This window comes from Mycoplasma sp. 5912, from assembly GCF_054353835.1.
In genome coordinates this window covers 11,083-32,862 of sequence record NZ_JBTHHI010000010.1, presented here as the reverse complement: position 1 = coordinate 32,862, position 21,780 = coordinate 11,083, and the positions used below count along the sequence as shown (strand labels likewise).

Annotated in this window: 17 protein-coding genes; 8 read left to right on the top strand and 9 right to left on the bottom strand. The window is 26.6% G+C overall.

Going from position 1 to position 21,780, the window contains the following annotated elements; all coding sequences use genetic code 4:
• The 7 genes from ACXYRP_RS03570 to ACXYRP_RS03540 form a co-directional block, all read right to left on the bottom strand.
• Positions 1-5,221: glycoside hydrolase family 20 zincin-like fold domain-containing protein (locus ACXYRP_RS03570; RefSeq protein ID WP_458615232.1), on the bottom strand; the 5,221-nt coding region annotated here is incomplete at its 3' end.
• 285 nt (positions 5,222-5,506) lie between these two features.
• Positions 5,507-5,857, bottom strand: a complete 351-nt coding sequence (gene rplT / locus ACXYRP_RS03565; protein ID WP_435129697.1) for a 50S ribosomal protein L20 — start codon at positions 5,855-5,857, stop codon at positions 5,507-5,509.
• 43 nt (positions 5,858-5,900) lie between these two features.
• Positions 5,901-6,089, bottom strand: a complete 189-nt coding sequence (gene rpmI, locus ACXYRP_RS03560; protein ID WP_435129700.1) for a 50S ribosomal protein L35 — start codon at positions 6,087-6,089, stop codon at positions 5,901-5,903.
• Positions 6,070-6,690, bottom strand: a complete 621-nt coding sequence (infC, locus tag ACXYRP_RS03555; protein ID WP_458615233.1) for a translation initiation factor IF-3 — start codon at positions 6,688-6,690, stop codon at positions 6,070-6,072. Before infC ends, rpmI begins: the two co-directional genes overlap by 20 nt.
• A 305-nt stretch (positions 6,691-6,995) precedes the next feature.
• Complete coding sequence (gene whiA / locus ACXYRP_RS03550; RefSeq protein ID WP_458615231.1) at positions 6,996-7,853, bottom strand: DNA-binding protein WhiA; 858 nt, start codon at positions 7,851-7,853, stop codon at positions 6,996-6,998.
• A 37-nt stretch (positions 7,854-7,890) separates the two neighbouring features.
• The gene (locus ACXYRP_RS03545; RefSeq protein ID WP_458615230.1) at positions 7,891-8,862 is read right to left on the bottom strand and encodes an ABC transporter transmembrane domain-containing protein; all 972 of its coding nucleotides are present in this window, start codon (positions 8,860-8,862) and stop codon (positions 7,891-7,893) included.
• On the bottom strand, positions 8,846-10,423 hold the full coding sequence (locus ACXYRP_RS03540; protein WP_458615229.1) for an ATP-binding cassette domain-containing protein: 1,578 nt from the start codon (positions 10,421-10,423) through the stop codon (positions 8,846-8,848). Before ACXYRP_RS03540 ends, ACXYRP_RS03545 begins: the two co-directional genes overlap by 17 nt.
• 160 nt (positions 10,424-10,583) lie before the next feature.
• Here ACXYRP_RS03540 and ACXYRP_RS03535 point away from each other — a divergent pair, with 160 nt between their 5' ends.
• Complete coding sequence (locus ACXYRP_RS03535; RefSeq protein ID WP_458615228.1) at positions 10,584-11,633, top strand: hypothetical protein; 1,050 nt, start codon at positions 10,584-10,586, stop codon at positions 11,631-11,633.
• Here ACXYRP_RS03535 and ACXYRP_RS03530 read toward each other — a convergent pair.
• Together ACXYRP_RS03530 and ffh are read right to left on the bottom strand one after the other, a co-directional pair.
• Positions 11,630-12,211 carry a hypothetical protein gene (locus ACXYRP_RS03530; RefSeq protein WP_458597721.1) on the bottom strand — a complete coding sequence of 194 codons (582 nt, stop codon included), beginning with the start codon at positions 12,209-12,211 and terminating at the stop codon, positions 11,630-11,632. The genes ACXYRP_RS03535 and ACXYRP_RS03530 overlap by 4 nt on opposite strands.
• Positions 12,212-12,292: 81 nt before the next feature.
• The gene (ffh, locus tag ACXYRP_RS03525; protein WP_458597719.1) at positions 12,293-13,645 is read right to left on the bottom strand and encodes a signal recognition particle protein; all 1,353 of its coding nucleotides are present in this window, start codon (positions 13,643-13,645) and stop codon (positions 12,293-12,295) included.
• A gap of 63 nt (positions 13,646-13,708) precedes the next feature.
• Here ffh and ACXYRP_RS03520 point away from each other — a divergent pair, with 63 nt between their 5' ends.
• From ACXYRP_RS03520 to ACXYRP_RS03490, 7 genes are all read left to right on the top strand, one after another.
• The gene (locus tag ACXYRP_RS03520) at positions 13,709-14,659 is read left to right on the top strand and encodes an RluA family pseudouridine synthase (RefSeq protein ID WP_458614011.1); all 951 of its coding nucleotides are present in this window, start codon (positions 13,709-13,711) and stop codon (positions 14,657-14,659) included.
• Entirely contained in the window at positions 14,643-15,509 is an 867-nt protein-coding gene (locus ACXYRP_RS03515; protein ID WP_458615227.1) for a hypothetical protein, read from the top strand. Before ACXYRP_RS03520 ends, ACXYRP_RS03515 begins: the two co-directional genes overlap by 17 nt.
• Before the next feature lie 290 nt (positions 15,510-15,799).
• Positions 15,800-17,515: an ABC-2 transporter permease gene (locus ACXYRP_RS03510; protein WP_458597713.1), complete on the top strand. Its 1,716-nt coding sequence runs from the start codon at positions 15,800-15,802 to the stop codon at positions 17,513-17,515.
• Complete coding sequence (locus tag ACXYRP_RS03505) at positions 17,515-18,225, top strand: ABC transporter ATP-binding protein (RefSeq protein WP_458597711.1); 711 nt, start codon at positions 17,515-17,517, stop codon at positions 18,223-18,225. The genes ACXYRP_RS03510 and ACXYRP_RS03505 overlap by 1 nt, the downstream gene beginning before the upstream one ends.
• A complete protein-coding gene (locus ACXYRP_RS03500) occupies positions 18,203-19,336 on the top strand; it encodes an aromatic motif membrane protein (RefSeq protein ID WP_458597709.1) in 1,134 nt (377 codons plus the stop codon). Before ACXYRP_RS03505 ends, ACXYRP_RS03500 begins: the two co-directional genes overlap by 23 nt.
• Positions 19,326-20,321 (top strand): aromatic motif membrane protein, encoded by a 996-nt coding sequence (locus ACXYRP_RS03495; protein ID WP_458597707.1) that lies wholly within the window; start codon positions 19,326-19,328, stop codon positions 20,319-20,321. The genes ACXYRP_RS03500 and ACXYRP_RS03495 overlap by 11 nt, the downstream gene beginning before the upstream one ends.
• Positions 20,305-21,723, top strand: coding sequence for an aromatic motif membrane protein (locus tag ACXYRP_RS03490; protein WP_458597705.1), 1,419 nt, complete (start codon positions 20,305-20,307; stop codon positions 21,721-21,723). Before ACXYRP_RS03495 ends, ACXYRP_RS03490 begins: the two co-directional genes overlap by 17 nt.
• The last annotated feature ends 57 nt before the right edge of the window (positions 21,724-21,780 follow it).

The following is a 21,780-nucleotide window of genomic DNA, read 5'->3' as shown; positions in this document are numbered from 1 at the left end:
GGAATTTTAGAGCGTTTTCAGCAATAAATGTTTTTGCTTTAGTAATTGCATCTGCTAGCTTTGTATATGTAGTTCCTAAATCATTTGGTTTTAGTTCTTCAACTTTGGTAGCAACTTGAGCATTAAGTTTAACAAAATCATCGATAGTAGCAGTTCCATCCTTGATTTTTGCTTCAAGTGCTTTTTTAGTTTCTTGTAGTTGTGCATAAGTTTGTGGATCATAGTGATTTGCATTCAGATTATCAAGTTCTTTGAGATTAAATTCAGCTACTTGTTGGTTATATGTAGAATATTTTAATCCTTGTTTAGCTGCATCCAGCTGTGATTTTAATTCATTAAAATCATCATTTGAATATTTTGATGGATTAGTAGCCATTTGTTTCACTTGATCTAATAAGAATTGATATTTAGCATAGTTGGCATCTTGAATGTATGATTGATTAGAATATGCACTGTTGATGATGTTATTTAAGGTTGCAACATTCGCTGTCGAAACTGCTGGTGTTCCTGCTTTAGCAGCATCAACAGCAACTTTAAGTTGATGGAGTGAACGATCAGTTAATGCAACATTTTCAGCAGCCATCGCATCAATTGATGTCTTTATTTTATCAAAACGAGTTTTAGAATCTTGAGTTCAATCATTATATCCAGTTGGAGCGGTTGCTAAAGATTCTTTTAGGGTTGCTAAGGTTGGTTTATTTGTTTGATCTCCGCTGTCTTGAGTTTCTCGTGGAGATGGAGAAATTTCATAAATTAAAGGTTTTTTATCTGTTCAATTAATTTGGAATCCTACTAGTTTTTTAGTATTATCTGAGTTTTTAAGTGAAAAACTCAGTGCTTCAAGGTTTAAGGTTCCTAATTTAGTAATTTCTTCTTTATTGGTAGTTGTATTATATCAGATTGCATTAAATGTTGCATCTTGTGCGCTACCATCAGAAAAGACATTAACATCTTTATCATTATATGTTTGTGGATTGATATAGAATTTTAAATTTCCATTATTTTGAGCAGGTGTTCAGTATGTATAATAATCACCATCTACAAAGTATTTAGGTGAATTAATCTTTAAAGTAGGTTCATAATAAGTGCCTGAAAATCTTGCATCAGAATGTGGTACATTATCTCATTTATCATTTACTACAATTTCATTAATTGTTACACCACGATTTTTATTATGTGATGTTCCTTGTAATAAGTCATTTATATCTTTGGTAAATACAATTTTTACATATCTAATATTTTTGTCATTTAATGCAGCAATCTTGCTAGCATCTGCTTCAAAATAGGTAAAGTTGTTGCGTTGAGGATCAACTTTAACCATATAATTTAATCTCTGATCTGATAGAGTGTTATCAAAAAGATATTGAAAATCTTTGACTGCTGCTAAGGTGGTTGGTCCTGTTACAGTGGTAGATGAATCAGATGTAGCTTGTTTGTTCCCTGAATAAAATATTTCATCTCAGTTATTTGTTTCGTTGCTATTTGTTTCTGAAACATATATCTTAAAGAATCGTGGATAATCAGATGTGTTGGGATCTACATAAAGTTTAAGGGATTGAAGTGTAGTAGGCTTACCTAAATCATATAAAATATAATCATTTGCTTTTGGTCATCCTTTAAAATTATCAGATGTAGTATAATCCCCGTCTAATGCAGAATCTGAATAACGAGTATCATTACCTCAACCATTAATAATTTGCACATTTGAACCAAGCAATGTACCAAATGATTTAGGTTTTTGAACACTTACATCTAAATTTGAAAAAGAAGGTGTTTGATTTGTTGCTCTTTTAACACGGATATAACGAGCAAACTTATTATTATCATCAAGTGTTCCTGTATATTGTGTTCATTCAATTCCGTTTCTTGATGTTTCTAAAACAACTTTGTTATCTAGTGTAGCATTTCCGTTAAACTTAATATTAGTAAGTTCATACATTCTTAATAAGTCTAATCCAACATATTTGTCATCATTTAAAGTAATTTGTGTTGTTTGAGTTTGTGAAGATGATGCAGTTGTAGAATTAGGGGTTGCTACAAACAAGTTAAATTCATTATTATTTAACTTCGTGGTAAATAAATTAGTTTTATTTGAATCATCTTTATCAGTATATAAAAACTGATTTGAAGGCCCGAAAAGATGTAATGAAACAAGATTTCAAGTTCCTGTTAGTGATGTATCTGTTGATCTAATTCTAAAAAATTGAGCATGAGCTTGACCACGGATAATTTGATATGCACCACTACGGATGTTACCAAATAATTTTCAAGTACCTGTTGTAGAAGCATCATTATTAGAAGTGCTCGATGCATGTGAATCTCAATATTCTACCACCCCTGAATTTAATTTACTATTACCTTGTTCAATGACTACCGATGTAACTTCTGATTCATTTGCTAATTTAAATTGGATGTATTTGTTATTAGCAAAGTTATTTATATTAGTAGATAAATCAAAGATTGATTTTTGAACATTGGTTATATTATTAGAATTAAAAGTTTGTTTATTCGATGAATCAGCACTGTTATGATTTTCATTATCTTCTGAAATTTGTAAATTATCTGAAATTTTCCCGATTCTAGGTGCAGAATCAGTATTTACAACAAATTCATAAATTCTAAACCAAGCATTTCTCTGGGTGTTTGCAGGTTCTGTATCTACAATTCTAATTGCAGATATATTATCTTTATTTACACTAATATTTCATTTATTATTATCGGTAGTGGTAGTTAATGCTCCAGCATTTAATGTGTAATTGTTACTAGTTGAACCACTTGATTGCTGATTTTGTGTATTTGCATCTTTTTGCAAATCGTTTCAATCACTTTGTCCATAAAGTTGATATTGTACTTTAAAGGATTTAAAGTATTCATTGCCATTATTATTATTAGAACCAAATTTTACTTGTAAATCTTTAGCATGAATTGGTTTTTTAAATGAAACACCAAATCAATCCCCTGTTTTGATTTTATTTCCCCCCCTACCATTATTTTTATAAACTAGTTGTCTTTGGTTTCCTAAGATAAAAATATCTGAAAGTGAAGCATTAGATGGATCTGACATTGAAGTAATGACACTAGGTTGGTTATCACTATCATCATCACCTACTGGTTGAACTTTATCAAGATATTTTGAAACTATATCTTGTAGATATGATTGCAGATTTTTCATTACATCTGCACCCACATTTAAGTTTTTAATAATCACTTGTCCATATTTTGGATCACCATATTTGTAAGTTGCAAAATTTTGTAAATAAGTTTGACCGATGTTGTATAAATTAACTACCCGATCTAAAACTGGAGCAACTTTTTGGTTTTCTAAATAAGCTAGCACATAATATTTATATGCTGAAAACATATCTTTAACTGCAGATAAGTAGTTATCTTTGATGTTTGCTAAAAATAATGAATTATCCTTGTTATCTTGTAGTAACTGAATTTCAGAAATAATATTTTCTAATTGTTCTAAATATGCATTCGCTTCAGTAGAATGATTACCTGTATATAAATCTAATTTTGAAAAATTAGTAGCTGCCACTTTTAAAGGATCATCACCAAACACATTAATTTGTCCAGCATACTCGACTGATAAATATTTAGCAACATGTCGCAAAGCAATTGATGCTGGAGTATCAAGGAGTGTATTTGATGCAACCACTTTAAACGAATCGTAGTATAACTTTTTCTTTGCTTCATTTCGTGAATTTGAGTGTGTAGGTAAGATTTTTCAAGAGATGTTAGCTAAATCATAATATGAAAACAAAGAAAATTGTGGATGGATATTAACATCAGTTAATACCAATCCACTAAATTTATCTGGATTGATATTGTCACTGTTATTATTAGATAACTTAATTAAATCTTCTGCTCCACGAGTTAATATGGTATTTTGTAGTCAAGAATTATCTGCTAAATCAACTGAAAAAGTTTTGTGAAACACAGGTTTGATATTATATGAATCAGATGAATATCTATCAACTGTAAAAGCATTAATATATCTTTTTGATGCATCGTTAATTAAAAATGGAATTACTTCGTGTGGTAAATTAGCATAATAAGGTAGATATCCCGTATTTAACGATGTGTGATTTGTATCAGTAAAATCAGAACCACCTTGACCATATTTACCTTCAAATAAAATTTGAGTACTTAAATCTGGATAAGTTGTTTGTAGTTGTTTTAATCAAGTCACTAAATCATTAAATAACTGCAATACTTTTACAGAATCTTCACCTGGTGATAATATTCCAATATGACGAACTCCACCATCTTTGATAATTTGTAATAATTTTTCTTTAAGTAATCCTAAATCTTTTTGATATTCAGCATCAGTATATGTTTGTGAAGAATTTTTAGCATTAAAATCACCTAGTGCATCTAATGTATAAACAAAGTGAACATGGCTTTGTTTTGATGCTTCGGTGATATCTTTGAGATCTTTTAGTTCATCTGGTGTGTATAACACACTTCAACCAGGTTTGCTATCAATTTGATTGCGATTTGATTTATTTTCTCCTAAGATTTTTTGATCTGGGTTTCAGATGTAGGTATTAAGTTTATAAAACGATGCAAAATTCATTAAGTTAATAATATCTTGCTTAGTTTGAGTCGGAGCATATGAATATAATTTTCACGAATCCATCATTCCACGCATTTTAATATCAGCATAGTCATTAATGGTAAAGTCTTCTATTTTATATCCATCAAGTTGTTGAAAGATATGTCATAAAGTAGTAGCACCAAAATAAGCAGCATCAGAATCTTTAGCTAAAAGTTCAATATAGTTATCTTGTGTTTTAATTACATATGAATCGTTTTTAGCAAAATTAGAAGCATTAAAATCATTTGATGAATCAATTTTTTTAATTTGATCATCAACTAAGGTGTCACTATCACCTTGTATTCCTACGAGAATATTAGTTTTCCCTTCTACTATATTTCTTGATTCTGAAGATGTAATATTTCTAAATGCTAATGCAGCCTTTAGACGATTTTTAGTTGCTTGATCAATATTAGATTCATAAACTAAATTAACATCTCTAGAAATCAAGGATGTTTTATTTAAATAAGTAATAGATTGAACTTCTGGTGCAATATCATAGTGTCTTGCAGAAGTTGTATCTTGATTTTGTGCTGTAGTAGTTGTTGCTGAAACAGCAACAACACCAATTGATGATGCACCTAAAATCAAATGTTTTAATTTTTTATATTGTTTCATATAATATATTATAAATTAAAACCCAAAAAAAAAAAAAAACGGTTTTTAAAGCAGTAAAGTAGGATATTGGGAGATACCATGCCTACATCCTACATTAAATGAGTTTTTAGGGTTAATGATTTTGTAAGTTTAAAATTATTTTTGCTTTTGTTAAGTTAATATTGTAAATTTATCATCGAAAAATAATTTGTGGTTATACAAAAAAACTACACAATAACCTAATTTTTATAGTGTAGCTTTTAGATTGCATTTTGACTCAAATGAGCATCTGCTCTTTTGTGCTTTCTATGCTTCCTTAGATAATTTAACAAGCATTGAAAAAGTTTTTGATTCGTTGATTGCTAATTCTGAAAGCATCTTACGGTTGATTGTAACATTTGCTTTTTTAAGTCCGTTAATAAATCTTGAGTAACTAAGTCCTTCTGCTCTGGTTGCTGCATTAATACGTGCAATTCATAGTTTACGGAAATTTCTCTTTACTTGTTTACGGTCTCTAAATGCATATGTTCATGATTTTATAACTGCTTGTTTTGCAACTTTATAACCGATTGATTTATGTCCAAAGTAACCTTTAGCTAATTTTATTCATTTTTTACGTCTTGCTCTTGTAACTGTTCCACCTTTAACTCTTGCCATATTTATTTTCCTTTCTTAGTTAATAAAATATCAAGCTGAAAGATTAAATCAATGATTTAAATCTTTTAAGGTCGCTTCTGTGCATAAGAGTTGATTTACGGGCTTGACGTTTTTGTTTGGTAGTTTTGTTTTGTGCTAAATGTGAACGGAAGGCTTGTTCTCTCATAACCTTACCTGTTCCGGTAACTTTAATACGTTTTTTTAATGCACTTTTAGTTTTCATCTTTGGCATTTGTTTCTCCTTCTATAGAACCTTGATGCTGAGCATTTAGGTTCTGTTCTTTTAAGTATTTAGCGATTTTTGTTTTATTTGGTTGGAGATTCATGTCTAAGAAACGTTCATTTACAAGTTTTGGTTCGGTTGTCTTATCAGCGATATCTTCGACCTTAGATAAAAACTTTCATAATATATTTTCACCTAAGTCTTTTCTACCTAATTCGCGTCCTCTAAGTTTTACAGAAACCTTAATACGATCACCTTTAAAAAGAAACTCGCGAGCTTTTTTTGCTTTGGTAGTTAAATCGTTTTCACCAATCATAGGAGTCAAACGGATTTCACGATTTTGAATGGTTGTTTGTTTTTCTTTAATAACCTTTTGTTTCTTTTTACGATCATATTTAAATTTTCCGTAATCTAAAATTCGAGCGATAGGTTTAGGTTCCACACTGATTAAAACTAAATCCATTTTCTCGTTTCTTGCTAATTCAATAGCTTCAGAAGTATATTTAACACCTAATTTCTCACCACCACTTCCGATTAAGAAAACTTTTGGAAATGGAATGTCTTTGTTAACATAATGTTCTGAAGTAGGTTTTTTTCTTTTGTCGTGTATGATAATGTCTCCTTATAAAAAAGTTTGATTCGCTCTCCTACTTTAAAAGTATCAGAAGTTTGATACATTTAATTGTAGCTAAACCCAAGGCTATGACCATCAGGTGAGATTTCATCTACTTTCTGCAATTAAATAAATTTATTGCTTCTATATTTTATCATATTTGTATTTTTGTGTAGTGATAACAAAAGAAATTAATATATTTTTTTAACTGGTATTAAGTATTAAAATTTATAATATCTTAATTTTCCGAAAAAGCATATATCTAAATTACAAAAATATAAAAAATTTATTATATTTTTCTCTTATTTCTGACTTTCTTTTGCGACTTTATCTAACTTTCTAAATCAATGACTAATTCCACTTTTTGATATATAAATATTGTGATGTTCTTCTAGGGTATTTTTTATATCAGTTAATGAAATCCATGGATTTTCCATTCTTATTCTAAATGCTATAAGTTGATTTTCATCAAAAAGGTTCATTAAATTATTATTATATATATAGCAAATGTTATCGAATTGTTTTTTTGCACTATCTGTAACTTTCTTTAAATTTGAAAAATCAATATTATTCAGCCGATTTGAAAAATTTTCCATATCGCGATTTATCTTAATGTTTTGTAAAGAAAATCAAGATTTTTTAGCACTTATTGCAGATAAAAAATCAAGTAAATTATCAAGTTTTTTAGTATAAGCAATAAATTTTGAATTTCTTTCTAGTATGTTAAATTCAAATTCGTATTTATTAAGTTTATCAATTATGGTTTTTATATGTTCTGAATAATTTGTCTTTAATTCTAGGTGATATGAAGTAGAGTTTTTATCTGAAATACTTCCTCCACCAACAAAAACACCAGCAAAAAAGAAAGAAGGTTGCTGGTTCATTTCATTTTCAAAATTTATTTGAAAATCTTTTTTGTTAATTTTTATTTTACTTTGTTTAGGGGTAAATTTTAAACCTTTTTTTTCAAATTTTTTAACAAGTTTTTCAAAAATATATTCATTTCTTATATTTAAAACAAATTCGGTTTCGGACATAATCGCATTAGAAAAAATAAAGCCATTTAAAAAAGCAACAAATTCATTATCTCTTTTAATTAGATTTATTATTTCCTTTTTTACTTCGCGTGAAAAAGAGTTTTTTATCTTTTTGTGTTCCATTATTAAATTTTACAAAATTAAATTGATTTTTTTGAACTTAAAAACTTAAATTCTTAGAATCTCCATGGTGAAAGTTATAAACAGTAAATTCGTGTTTATATGTCGTTAATACTTTTATATTATTTGCTAATAAAGGTAATTGATTCTTAGATAATTCAATAACTTTTTTAAATATATAAATTGAACCAATTGATGTAAAGGGATTTTGATTTAAATATAATGTTCCTAAAACAACCAAACCTAAGAAAGAACCAAATTCTAGGACAATTTTAATAAAACTATCATTTATAGAATTTATAAAATTATATTTATAGTTCGCTTGATAATATTTATAAATTTCTTGTTGCATAAATTCCTTGATAAGATGTTCTTTATTTGCAAAATAAAGAACTGGATATCTTTTCATATAGTAGGATAATTTATTTATAAGTTGCTTAAAAGCGACATTGTTCTCTTTTGAATTTTTTTTAAGTTTTTTAGCAAATATAAGATAGATTATCGAGCAAAAACTTAAAACTACCAAGAGTAAGACTAAAGCAATTCAGTTTGTAATAGCAAAAAATATTATGATAGCTAAATAAGTAAATAAAATAGAAATCGATTGTGATAAAGGGATAAAAGTATGAATATCAATAGTTTTTGATTGATCGATTATTTCTTTAAAAATATCTTGTACACAGTAAGTTTGTTTTACTTTGATACTTGCATCTTTAAATTGTGAGAAAAGGTTGCTGGTAATTGATTTTGATATATATAAAACAAACTTATTGTTTATTTTTTGATAGTAATATTTACCGATTAAAGAAATAAAATAAGCTAAGCATACAACAGATAATAAAATAACAAAATTCAATATCTCGTGATCTTTAATTACTTCAAATCTTTTTAATAAAGCATCAATTGCATATCCTTCTAAAAAAGTAATACCAATAGCAATTAAAGAGATGAATATAGATAAAAGAGTAAAAAATATAAATATTGATTTAATATCTTTAAATACTTTCTTCATATTCCTCCGTTTGATTATCAAGATTTAAAATAAAATCATAGTGATTTAGATTTTTGATACTACCCGTTGAATGGATGATGATAATATTTTTTGTTTTAAGATAACTAAAAATCTTATTTAAATAATTCATTTCAACATTTGAAAAAGCATCATCTAAGATAATAATAGAATTATCTTCACAAAGTCCTCTAGCAAGGTGTATTCTCTGTTTTTGACTGCGATTTAGCGATTGCTCTGATATTTGCATATCAATATCAAAGTTATTTAGTTCTACAATATCTAAAACTACTTTAACCTTATTTACCTGATTTTCTTCTCATAGTGTAATGTTATTATAAAGACTATCATCAAAAAGCTTATAATGGGAAGTTATATAACTAATACTTTTAAGAAATTGAGCTGTATTTATATTATTTATATTTTTATCATCAAAACTTATTTGTCCATTATATGTATTTATTTGTTTTAAAAGTATGTTGATAAATGAGTTTCTAGTATTTTTATCATTTGCTATTATTGCATAGGATTTACCTTTGATAAATTCATAATTTATATTATTTAAGATTGTGTGATTATTATTTTGATAAGTTAAGTTGTTAATACTTATAGAACCGAAAGTAATTTTAGAAAAATCGTGATGTACATCTTTAAATTCAAAATTAAATTTTTTATAAAAACTTTTATATTCATTTAATTTTGAATTTAATTTAATTAAATTATGAATATTTGATGAAAAAGCGATAAAGAAACTCGGTAGTACAAAAATAATAGCAACTGGTTGATGTTGGTTGGCTATAAAAAAACCTGTAATAAAAACTAAAAAGAGTCCTATAAGAAAAGTAAATGCATTGTTAATTGTCTCAATAATATTAATTTTAGAATGATCTTTATCTATTCTTATAATTCACTTTTTCAAAATTTCATCTATATACTTAATGATGTGACTATCATTCCCTAAGTAGTAAAACAGTCTAAATCCGTTAAAAGTTGTTTGTAGAGAGTTTAAAAATCTTGTTTCTTTTTGGTTATTTGTATGCTTATGTTTATTAATTATTAGATTTAAAAAGGAAGGGAAAATAAGTAGTAATATAAGTGCACCTATACCAATTAGAGCAAGTTCATAACTTAAGATAATTAATACTAATAATGTTCCAATATTTACTATAAATGATGTTGCTGCATCTAATGAAGTTTTTAAAACAATACTTCGAAATTCTGGGATTTTATGTTTAATTCAATTGATATTTTCTTGTGATTTTGAACTTGAAAGCTCTATATTTGGCACACTAAAGATTTTGTCTACAATATTATTCGTTACTAATTTTGAAATATCGTTATCTAACTTATTTCTAAGAAAAACATTGATAATACTACTTATTAAAAATATAGAAATTAATGATATATCTGCATATAAATCTGTATAAAATTGTTGGTTTTGTTCTTGTAGTAGACTTATTAGTTCTGTAGTAAAATATACCAATAAAAAGGTAGATGTAGTTGAAAAGAAAGTAAATAGTAAGATAAGAATTATTAACAATTTCCTAGATAATATTTTTGCCATCAAATCCTTTCATATATATTAAATAATCATATCTTATTATTAGATTTTTATAAAAATAGTATTAAAAAAGAGCAAAATATTGAAATAATTAATATTCAGAAGCATACAGATTAACGAAAGCAAAATTAAAGAATTTGATAAAATAAATATAAGGAGAAAAATGCAATCATTTAATAAGAAAATTATTTGAGATTTATTTGGTGGTGGTTGCAATTCTGTATCAAGAGCAATAAAAGAATATAATTTAGATCAATATTACAAAGTTTATACTTTCGATGTTGTTAAAACACATAAAGAAAGTTTTCGTGGTCAAACTGACTATAATTTCCAAACTTATATAGATATCGATTTAAGTTCTGATTCAATAATCAGTGATTTTAATAAATTAATTAAAGAAAACACTATACAAAAACCTGACATTATTCTTAGTTCAACATTGTGTCAGTCTTTTAGTAAGGTTTTATCAATGGTTGGAGGAGGAACTTGTTTTTGAAAACAAGAAATAAAAGGTGACAAAAATTCCAAACTTATCGAAAGAAGTTTGGAAGAATTTGAAAACCTTAAATCTGGTTTTACTAAAAGACTTAACGGACCAAAACAACTTTTTATAAAGAGATTAGGTGAAAAATGCGCAGTCAATTCCGTGAATTTGATAAAAACTTTTAAACCAAAATATTGATATATAGAAAATCCTGATAGTTCGATGTTATTTCAATTTTTAAGAGTAAATTTGGGATTGAATGGTTATGAAAATGTTGCATGCTATGGTGCATATGATTTTCCACAAAATAAATCTGGATGCTTTTATTCAAATATAAAAATAGAATTAAAAAAAGATCGCAGACCTAGAACATATGAAACTCAATGAGAAGAAGTGTCCAAAGAATATTATGATAAATGAATTGAAAATGTTGAATATAAGAAAAATTACCTTAATGGGTCAGGTGATTTTAGACATGTTAAAAAAGTTCTTGATGAATTTGGATGCTATAAATATTATCGTAGGTGATATGTTGATATAGGTTATAAAATTGGGGATAAAGGACACTCATCACTAAAGAAAACTTCAATGACATTAGGAAAATTAACTAAACAAAAATATGCATTAAAAACTATTGGTGATTTTAATACAAAGCAAATAGGGGAAGCAAATGAAACATCACACATTCCTGCTGGTGTAATTTATCAAATCTTAAAGAATTTTAATTAATCTATTTTGTGTACTTTTATTCAAGCTTCTTCAATTTTTTGTTCTTGTTCTTTGTTTAATTTAATATCCATTAGTCTTGCAAAGGTATAAATATCTTCTTTGAAACCAAAATCAAATATGACAAATTCACCATATGTGCTTTTGTAATAATCTATAAAATTTCAATAATTTTTCTGTAATATTTTTCAAAAACCTACCAATATAACAATTGTTTGAATTCTTATATCTTGACCGAATAATTCTGATAAGTTATTATAAAAGTGATGATGATATCCAAAATTAGATTCTAATTTCTCTCAGTCAGAACCATTTATTTGTTTGAATTTACTTTCTAAAAATAAATATTGTGGTCGGTTTTTGAATTTAATTTTAAATGTATTAGGACAATTTATAACAAAATCAGGAGACATATAGTTGTTTGGTTCTAATCCGCTTTTAACACTGTGAAATTTATTTCCAGGTGTTAGTTGCAGAGTTTGTATATTTAGGATATTTAAAATGTTCTTTAGAAAGTTTTCACCTTCTTTTTTACCTTCTACTGCTCTGGTTCCTTGTGATCAACCAGTAAATTTTTTCATTCCTTGCTTCATAACTACTTATTTGAAAAATTATATGCTTTTTGCAAAAAAAACAAAAAGCAAGTTCATTGAACTTACTTTTTAGAAACCAAAACCTCCACCTAATCCTCCCAATCCTCCTCCGTTTTTAAGTGATTTTGCCATTTCTGTCATACGTTTTACCATTGCTTCGTAGTCAGAAATAAGTTTGTTAAATTCTTGAGGAGAGCGACCGCTACCTTTTAATACACGTTCTTTCCGTGAAACTTGTTTTAAAAGTTTTGGATTTTGACGCTCTCTTTTTGTCATAGAAGATATCAAAATTTGATAAACATACATCTTTTCTTCTGCTTTTTCTATTTGACTTTCATCTACTTTGGATGCAAGGTTTCCGGGGAGCATTTTTAATATTTTAGAAAATTTACCGAGGTTTTTTACCTGGTTAATTTGCTCAAGAAGATCATCTAAACCAAAATCACCTGTAATCATTTTATGAAACATTTTAGTTGCTTTATCTTCATCAATTACATCTTGGGCTTTTTCGATTAAAGACATAACATCACCCATACCTAAAATTCTATCAGCCATACGTTCAGGATAGAACAAGTCTAAATTAGATGTTTTTTCACCAGTTCCGATAAAACGAATCGGTAGGTTTAAGATATATCTTAAACTTAATGCTGCACCACCACGAGCATCAGAATCAAGTTTAGTAATTATAGTCCCAGTAAGTTTTAATGCCTCATTAAAGGTTTTTGCAACATTAATAACATCTTGTCCACTTAAAGCATCTGTTACAAAGAATATTTCATCTGGATTTGCAATCTTTTTTAATCTTTTTAATTCATCCATTAATTTTTCATCAATTGATAAACGACCTGCGGTATCGATGATGATTAAATCATTTTGATTTTCTTTTGCTACTGCCATTGCTGTGGAAACAATATTATCTACACTGTTATTTATACCTTCTTCATAAAAATCTACTTGAATACCTTTTGCTAATGTCACAAGTTGTTCAACAGCAGCAGGACGATAAATATCGGCAGCTATAACTAATGGTTTAGTCACCATTTTCTTCTTACGGAATCAGTAAGCGAGTTTTGCTGTTGCAGTTGTTTTACCAGATCCTTGCAAACCACACATCATTATTATATAAGGTCGCTTGCTAATTTGAATTTCTTTTACTTTTGAACCAAGTATTTCAACAAGTTCATTATGCAATATTTTGATGAAGTGTTGCGATGGGTTAAGTTTACCGACAATTTTTTCTTCTAAAGCTTTTTCTTTAACCTTAGAAATAAATTCTTTGACTACTTGCAAGTTAACATCAGCTTCTAAAAGTGCCATTTTGATGTCGCGCATGATTACCAAAATATCTTCTTCGTTTAAGGTAACTTTTTTTTGCACTTTTTCAAGTGCCTTTTGCATTCTTTTTTCTAAAAATCCTAACATAATTCAATTATACATTAAGACAATATTTTCGTGTGACTTTTTTAAATTTGGTATAATTTGAAAATGTTACATTTAACAGTCAAATATACAGAGAGGATTGATAAATATATAGCAAATAATTCTAATATTTCTCGAAATGATATAAAAGAATTGATTGCACAAAAAGTAGTTTGAGTAGATGGAATTTTAGTAAATAAACCTAAATTTGTTGTTTCAGTTGGGCAAAACATAGAAATACAGAAAGTTTTAGATAAAGAAATTCATGTTCAACCTGAAAAAATGGATTTAAATATAATATATGATGATGAATATATATCAGTAATTAATAAACCTAGTGGACTTGTGGTGCATCCATCACCTGGACATACTAGTGGAACACTGGTAAACGGACTTTTGTATCATTTTAAAAACAATTTATCTAATGAAAATGGATTATTGCGTCCAGGGATAGTGCATCGAATTGATAAGGATACTAGTGGTTTATTAATAATTGCTAAAAATAATTTAGTACACCAGTTATTATCCGAGAAGTTTGCAAAACATCAAATAAATCGTAAATATTTAGCAATATGCGATGGGATAATAGAAGATAAAAAGTTACTTTTAAACCTACCAATAGGTCGTTCGAACATCGATAGACAAAGGATGACTATTACAAATATAAATTCCAAACCTGCTATAACTCATATTACAATGATTAAGAGTTTTTATATTGATTATTTACCTAAAACATTAGTTAAATGCGAATTAGAAACAGGCAGAACTCACCAAATCAGGGTTCATTTAAAACATATAGGAAATCCTGTTTATGGGGATCCTTTGTATGGTAAATCAGTTGATGATAAGGGTCAAAGACTGCATGCATATAAATTAGAATTTGAGCATCCGATAACCAAAAAATATCTAGAATTTTATAGCAAACCAGACTCAAAATTTGATGTAGCTAATTTAGATTTTGATGAATTTATTAAAATATATGAAGCAAAGAAAGGACAAAATGAAGAAGTATTATAACGAACAATTTGCTGATACACAGAGTCTTTGAGATAAATACAAAAACTATTTTAATATTTGAGTTTTTAGTTTTATCGGACTTTTATCTGTATTAACTGCTTTATATTTAGCACAAATTATATTTGTAGGTCTTAATTATAATTCTTATGTAGATTTATATCAAACAATCAATAAAACTGTTGAACCAAATGAACAAATAAAAGATATTCAAGGTGCTGCTACTTCTATATATAAACAAGATATTACAACTACATTTTTTTCATTAGTGTTTTCTGCTTCAACTATTATCTTTTTTGTAATGTCAGTTCAAAGGTCAACGAAAGAAAAAAATTATGGTTATTTATCTAATGGAGCATTGTTATTTAATTGATTAATTAGTTTATACAACATAATAACATTAGCTATTTTCTTATTTACTCCAAGTAATTACAAGGGTTTGCAAGGAAATCCTATTATATTATTTAAATTTATTGTATCGATAATTATTTTATTTATTTATTTGTTATTGTTTGTTTTGGTTCAAAGAGAAGTAAGTCGAATAAGAAAAACATTTATTATTATCTTACAAACTAAGGCATTAAAAGAATTTATGCAAAATGCAAGTCAAAACCAAAGTAATAATCCTTTTGTTTCGCCTTTTGGATTTACTAATCAAAATCCACAGCAAACACAGCAACCACAAGAACCGAAACCACAAGAAAGCGAAGAATATAAAAAACTTATTAGATTGCCACTTAGCCAGCTTCATAAAATAGGAGAAAAATTAAATATTTTTGGTTATGCTGATATGGAAAAAGAAGAATTAATTCAAAAAATTATTGCTTATACAAAGAAAAATAAGACTACATAAATTTATATGTAGTTTTTTTCATGTTTTTTATGCTTGTGTGAAAGTAAAAAAGCAAGAAAAACATAAAATTAAAAATAATTTGCTTTTTTATATTACTATACTATAATATTAATATATTACTATTAAGTAATATAAGGAGACAAATGAAAAAGTTTTTCTATTATGTATTTTTTATACATAAATTAATTTTGAAGAAAAAGAACACAATTATAGTACCCATTATATGGATTATAATTTCAATAATAAGTTCAATAGTATTTAGTCAACTAAATATAAATACAAAACAAAAAATGTTATCCTTTTATATAGTAATCTTTGTTGAATTATTAATTACAGTTTTCTTTTCAGCAATAAAAACTATTAATATATATAAAGATTTAGAAGAAGAAGGGATAGAATTACTTACTTTATCAAAATCTATTTCGAGAAAAAGCATTATATGAGCAAAAACATTTTCTAATATAGTTTTTGGACTATATTGAGCTGTTATAATTATATTCTCTAATATATTTATTCTGGCAAGTTTAAAACTATTAGTAATTATGTGATATTTAATCTTTATAAGTCTTGCTACATTCTTTCTAGCATACATTTTATTTGGAACATTCACATCTTTGATTGCTTACAAAATCAACACAAAAGTCGCTATAACACTACCTATTTTGCTTTTTAGTCCGCTAGCAATAGGTGGAAGCATAATTGCTGCCAAAAGCACTTCAACAGCAAATAATTATGCATATTATTTAAATTTACCATATCAGAATCATTTATCAGGAAATAGAGTAAATGCAGAAAAATTCTATTTAAACAATGGATATGATAAATATTACATAGTTCCTAATGGATATGAGAGTTCAGAATTCAATAAAAATCAAAAAGAATTTCTTGATAAAGCTTTTGCTACTTCAAAAGCATCTGCTAGAGATTGACAAATATATTCATATTTAATTACACCTTATCAAATGCTGGATATATTTAATATTAATAATGCTAATATTTTTAATGCATTTTCAGATGAACAAGACAGCAATTTATCCAAATACTTGTTTTATAAAAACAAGGATTCTTATATCTATAATTATATTCTTTTACCTAAATCTAATCTAAAACAATATAGTGTAACTGATAAGTTAAAAAGCACATCTGAAGTTAAAAATCCTGATTCTCAAATTATTCAACCTGCTGTTATAGTAAATAAAAATGCATTTTTGGTGCCTACAGCACTTAAAAATCAAACTATATTCAATAATTTAATTAATACCAATATTATTTATGCAAGAGATGGTGCTGATACTTTTAAGACTGAATTTCCGGAAGATAAATTTGTTTATAACTCTTCGCAAAATATTGTAGGTGAACTAAAGTGAAAATATATTAAGGAACTTTTATCAGATTTGGCATTTGATGATTATGCACAGAAATTTTATCAACAAGTGCTTAATAAAACACAAAATACACAGCAACTTGAAAGCAAGGATATCTATTTTAAATATCTTTCAGATGCATTAAATAGTGAAAATAGTCATTTATTAAGATTACAAACTCAGAGTGTTGTATTGGATCCAAGTTCTTTAAAAAACAAGTTAATAAAGAGTTTGACAGAAAAGAAAATTTATTTAGCAGTTGCATTGATTTATTATGGATATTTTTCTTATTTAGACACAAAACTTTTTGATGCAATTTTACATAATGATATTAATAATAATTATGATCCTGATACATATACAATTAATATAGATGGTTTTGACTACAATATAGGTGGATATTCTGATTATGTAGCAAAACAAGAAGTATCAGGTGATAAAAACAATTCAAAAATAATTATTCGCTATGATTTAAACAAATCTAACAATTATTTATTTACACCAGTTGAAGATGTTTATGAGCTAAGTCGAACAAATATAAAGGTAGTTGAAAAAAATATTTACTTTTTGATTTGAATTATTTTATCAGCAGCATTGGTATTAGTAAATAACAAATTATATTATCGTAAGGATTATAAATAATGAATATTCTAGAAGTTAGAAATTTAAGTAAATTTTATTCAAAAAAGAAGAATACTGGTATTTTTGATTTAAATTTTGATGTAAAAACCGGAAGTTTTCATGCTTTTATAGGAGAAAACGGAGCAGGGAAAACAACAACAATAAAAACTATTATTGGATCATATATAAATTATCAAGGAGATGTTTTAATAAATGGAATAAGCATTAAAAAACCAGATAGTAGACAAAGATTAGGATATGTTCCTGAAAACACTATATTCCCTAAAGAAATTACTACATTTGAATATTTAAAGTATTTAGGGATGTTAAATTTAAAACAAGCAACTGAAAAAGAAAAATTGTTACAAAAAATCGATCAGATGCTAGAAAACTTCGGTATTTTAGATCTAAAAAACAAAAAACCTTTTTATTTTTCATCAGGTCAAAAGAAAAAAGTTCTATTAATTCAAGCATTACTGAATGATCCAGAATTATTAATTTTAGATGAACCTGCTGCTAATTTAGACCCAACAGCACGATATCAATTATTCAAAATACTAAAAGAATTGCACCAAAACGGAACAACTATTTTTATAAGTTCGCATATATTGAGTGAAATTAAAAAATATGTAGATTCATTTACACTGATTCATCAAGGCAAAATTTTGTATTCTGGATCAAATGAAAATAATTTAGAAGAGGTTTTTTATGAAAAAGTGATTAAAAATTAGTCTAATAACATCAGCAAGTGTTTTGGGTGTAGCAGCGATATCACTTGTATCTGCTTTTGTTAGTATAAACTCTAACAAAAGCGAATTTATAAACTCGTATACAAATAAACAAGAAAGTAAAGTGGATTACAGAAATTATTTAGTAAAGCAAGTTCATCAAAATGATGATTTATTAACAATTGCTAATAGTTACTATTTTGATGAAAGCACAAGCGAGCAAGTTAAAAACGAATTTTATAATGAACAAAATTCAATAAACAATGGTTATTTATCAGATATATCATCTGCTTTAACATATGCACCTTTATTTATTTATGTAAATTCGAAAGATCGAAGTGAATTGACTGGTAAATATGCTAAAAAAGGTATAAATGTTTTAACAAAATTGTTAAATGAAAATTGGTTTTGGTATTTAAATAATATTAATAAATTCACTTTTATTTATAACCCATATGGTGAAAATTTCAAAGATGATCGTGATTATTTAAATAATCAAACAACAAATATAATGGATTTGTTGTTTGAAAAGTTAATGATTAAAAACAAAGATGATGAAGTAAAAAATACTGATTCGCTTTTGTATAAAATAAATAAATTCAAAATTAAGAAAATTTATGAACAAAGATTCATTAATTTGATACCAGATGAATACAAAGAAGCAGCATCTGAGTTAAATAAATATATAGATACAAAAATATTATTTATAGAACTTACCGATGGCTCAATTATGACTGTTTTTGTATATAAAAAACAAGTCAATAACCAACCGCAAAAGCATATTTTTATATTACCTGAAATATTAACCACAAGAGTTTTAGGGACATTCAATGAAGTTTATGATGTATTTATCCAAAGTTGAAAAGATGCATATAAAAAATCACTTGATAGTTTATTTAATTACCAAAAAAAGATAATAGATGAAGATGAAAATAAAACAGATGCACAAATAAAAAAAGAAGTTTTTGCAAAATTTACAGACCAAAATTTTGCAAAATTATTCGAAAGAGAAAATTATTCAGAAATGCTACATCGAAGCATTTATGAATACAATCTAAACCACAAATATAATTATATTTCTCGTTTTAGTCTGGGAGACAGTGATGAAAGTTAAAAAAATATTTTTAAATTCATTATTTTTAGTTCCTTTGATATCTGTTTCTTGCACCAATTATTCACAAGGCGAAAAACTAAGTGCTTTGATATCAAACGAAGAAGATATAAGTTCAAATCCTTATGACATTAAACAAAAGAAAACAGATGCTATTATTAATGATATTTTAAATGATCTGTTTAAAGGTTCAGAGGTTAAAAAACTTGAATTTATAAATAACCAAAAGCAAAGTAAAGATGAAATTGAAAAGACTTTTTTGACTATGTCACAGGAATATAATAAATTATTACAAAAATATAAAGAACAGTTAAGTAATATAGAAGATGAAATAGATGATATCGAAACAGATTTAAAGGAACTAAAATTCACACCTAAAATAAACAGTAAACAAATAATTGAAAAAGAATCACAACTCGTAAATAAAATAAAACAATTATCTGATATAAGAGTTCATTTTAGAGATTTTGCGATAAAACAAAATGAAATATTCTCCCAAAATTGATATTATTTTTTCACAAATATAAACAAATTCGATTTTGAATTTATCGAATATGTCTATGATGGACTGCAAAATGGGAAAACAGCAAGTTCAGAATACAAAAAATCAATTGATTCAAAAATTTCATATCCACCATTTAGATTTTATGACAATTATTTAGATAATAAGATTCAAGGAATTGAAAGCGTAGAATTTCGAAATAGTGTTATCTATTATATTAGTAAAGGAAAGATGGTTTTCAGAATTTTAATAGAAAATCTAGATACTGAAAATCCTAAATTATCTATGAAAGCAATGAATTGATATTTTGGTAGTTCAAAAGCAAATACCATTTCACTTCCGCTAGTTTCATCAGTTGTTCACACATTATTTATACATCAATATCCTAATGCATATCCAGAATTTGAAGATGTAATGGTGAAAAAACAAAAATATGGTGAACCTGCATTTATGTTTGGAGTTTGAAAGAATGAAAAAATGAGTTAGAAAAACTATAAGTTTAGGATTATTTATTATGCCAGTGCTTGCTGCTATTTCTTGTTCTAAGCCACAGCAAAATGAAGTTAGTTTCTTAGTAAATAATTCTGTAAATGCAGAAAATGATAAATGAGATAACTTTATAAAAAACGGCTATATCCAAGAAATTTTACACAAATTGTATGATAATAATGAAGATATTCAAAAGTATATTAAAAAGCAAAAGAGTATTAATGCACAAGAGTATTTAACTTCTTTAAAAACTTGATTAAGATACTCAAATAATTTCATTTCTTCCTATGACAAAGGTTCTTTTGACTATAAAACATTTAAGACTAAAAGAAATTTTACAACAGAAAAAGCAGAAGATGAAAAAAGGGTGTTGTTCGAAGAGAATTGATTGTTTTTGTTATTTAATTTAGATAAATTTAAATTTATGCAGTCACCAAATATCGCAACAGATGAATTTGTTAAAGCAGATGTTGTTGATGATGCAGAGACTAAACAAAAGATTTATAAAGATTATTTTATAGCAGATAATAATGAGATAATTGATTTTGTTGTGCAAAGATATAATTTTTATGAAATTGAAGAACCATTAGAACGAGAAATACCTAAAGAAAAGAAAGAAATAGTAGATGATAAGCAAGAAAATAAAGAGATTGTAGAAAAACCAAAAGAAGAAAATTATATTGAACCTAAAAAAGATGAAAAAACACAAAATCAAAGTTTGTTAGAGAAACTAAAGAACTCATTCAATGAACCAAAAACCCAAAAAACAGATGATGATGATAAAGAGAAAGATGAACAAAATGAAAATCAAAAAGATAATAATCAACTAGAGGAAGAAGAAAAAAAACAAAAAGAAGAAGAACTGAAAAAACCAGAAGACTCTAAAAAAATACAAGAATCCGATGAAAAAGATGAGGATATGGAGGGAGAAAATAGCAAAGCTTCTGATGTTGATGAAGATGACGATGAATGTGAGGATGAGGGTGAACTTAAATGCAATGATTTATCAAAAATCCCACCATCATTTTTCCCTAAGAAAAAATTATTTAGTATTGCAAATGATGTAAAAGTTTCTATAAAAAAACCAACATATCATTATGAAGAAAGAATATTTATGTTAACAAAACAAGGATATATCCTTTCTTTTGAAATAGAAACTACTGAAAAAGGTGGTAAAAAGACAATAACAAGAAAAAAATTAAGTGAATATATTTATACATATCCAAAATTGCTATTAAGTAAACAAAAATTAGAAGATTTTGATTTAAAAAAATATGTAAATAGCACAAGAATATGAGCAGATCCGAATGTTTCGCCATCACCTGCTACAAAAGTTGTTTTTGAAGAAGAATATGGTGGTAGAGAAATGAGATATACATTGATAAATACAGTGAAATAGTTTGTATTTTGTTCTTTATTGGTCCGTATTATTGAATATTTTATTATAATATTGGAG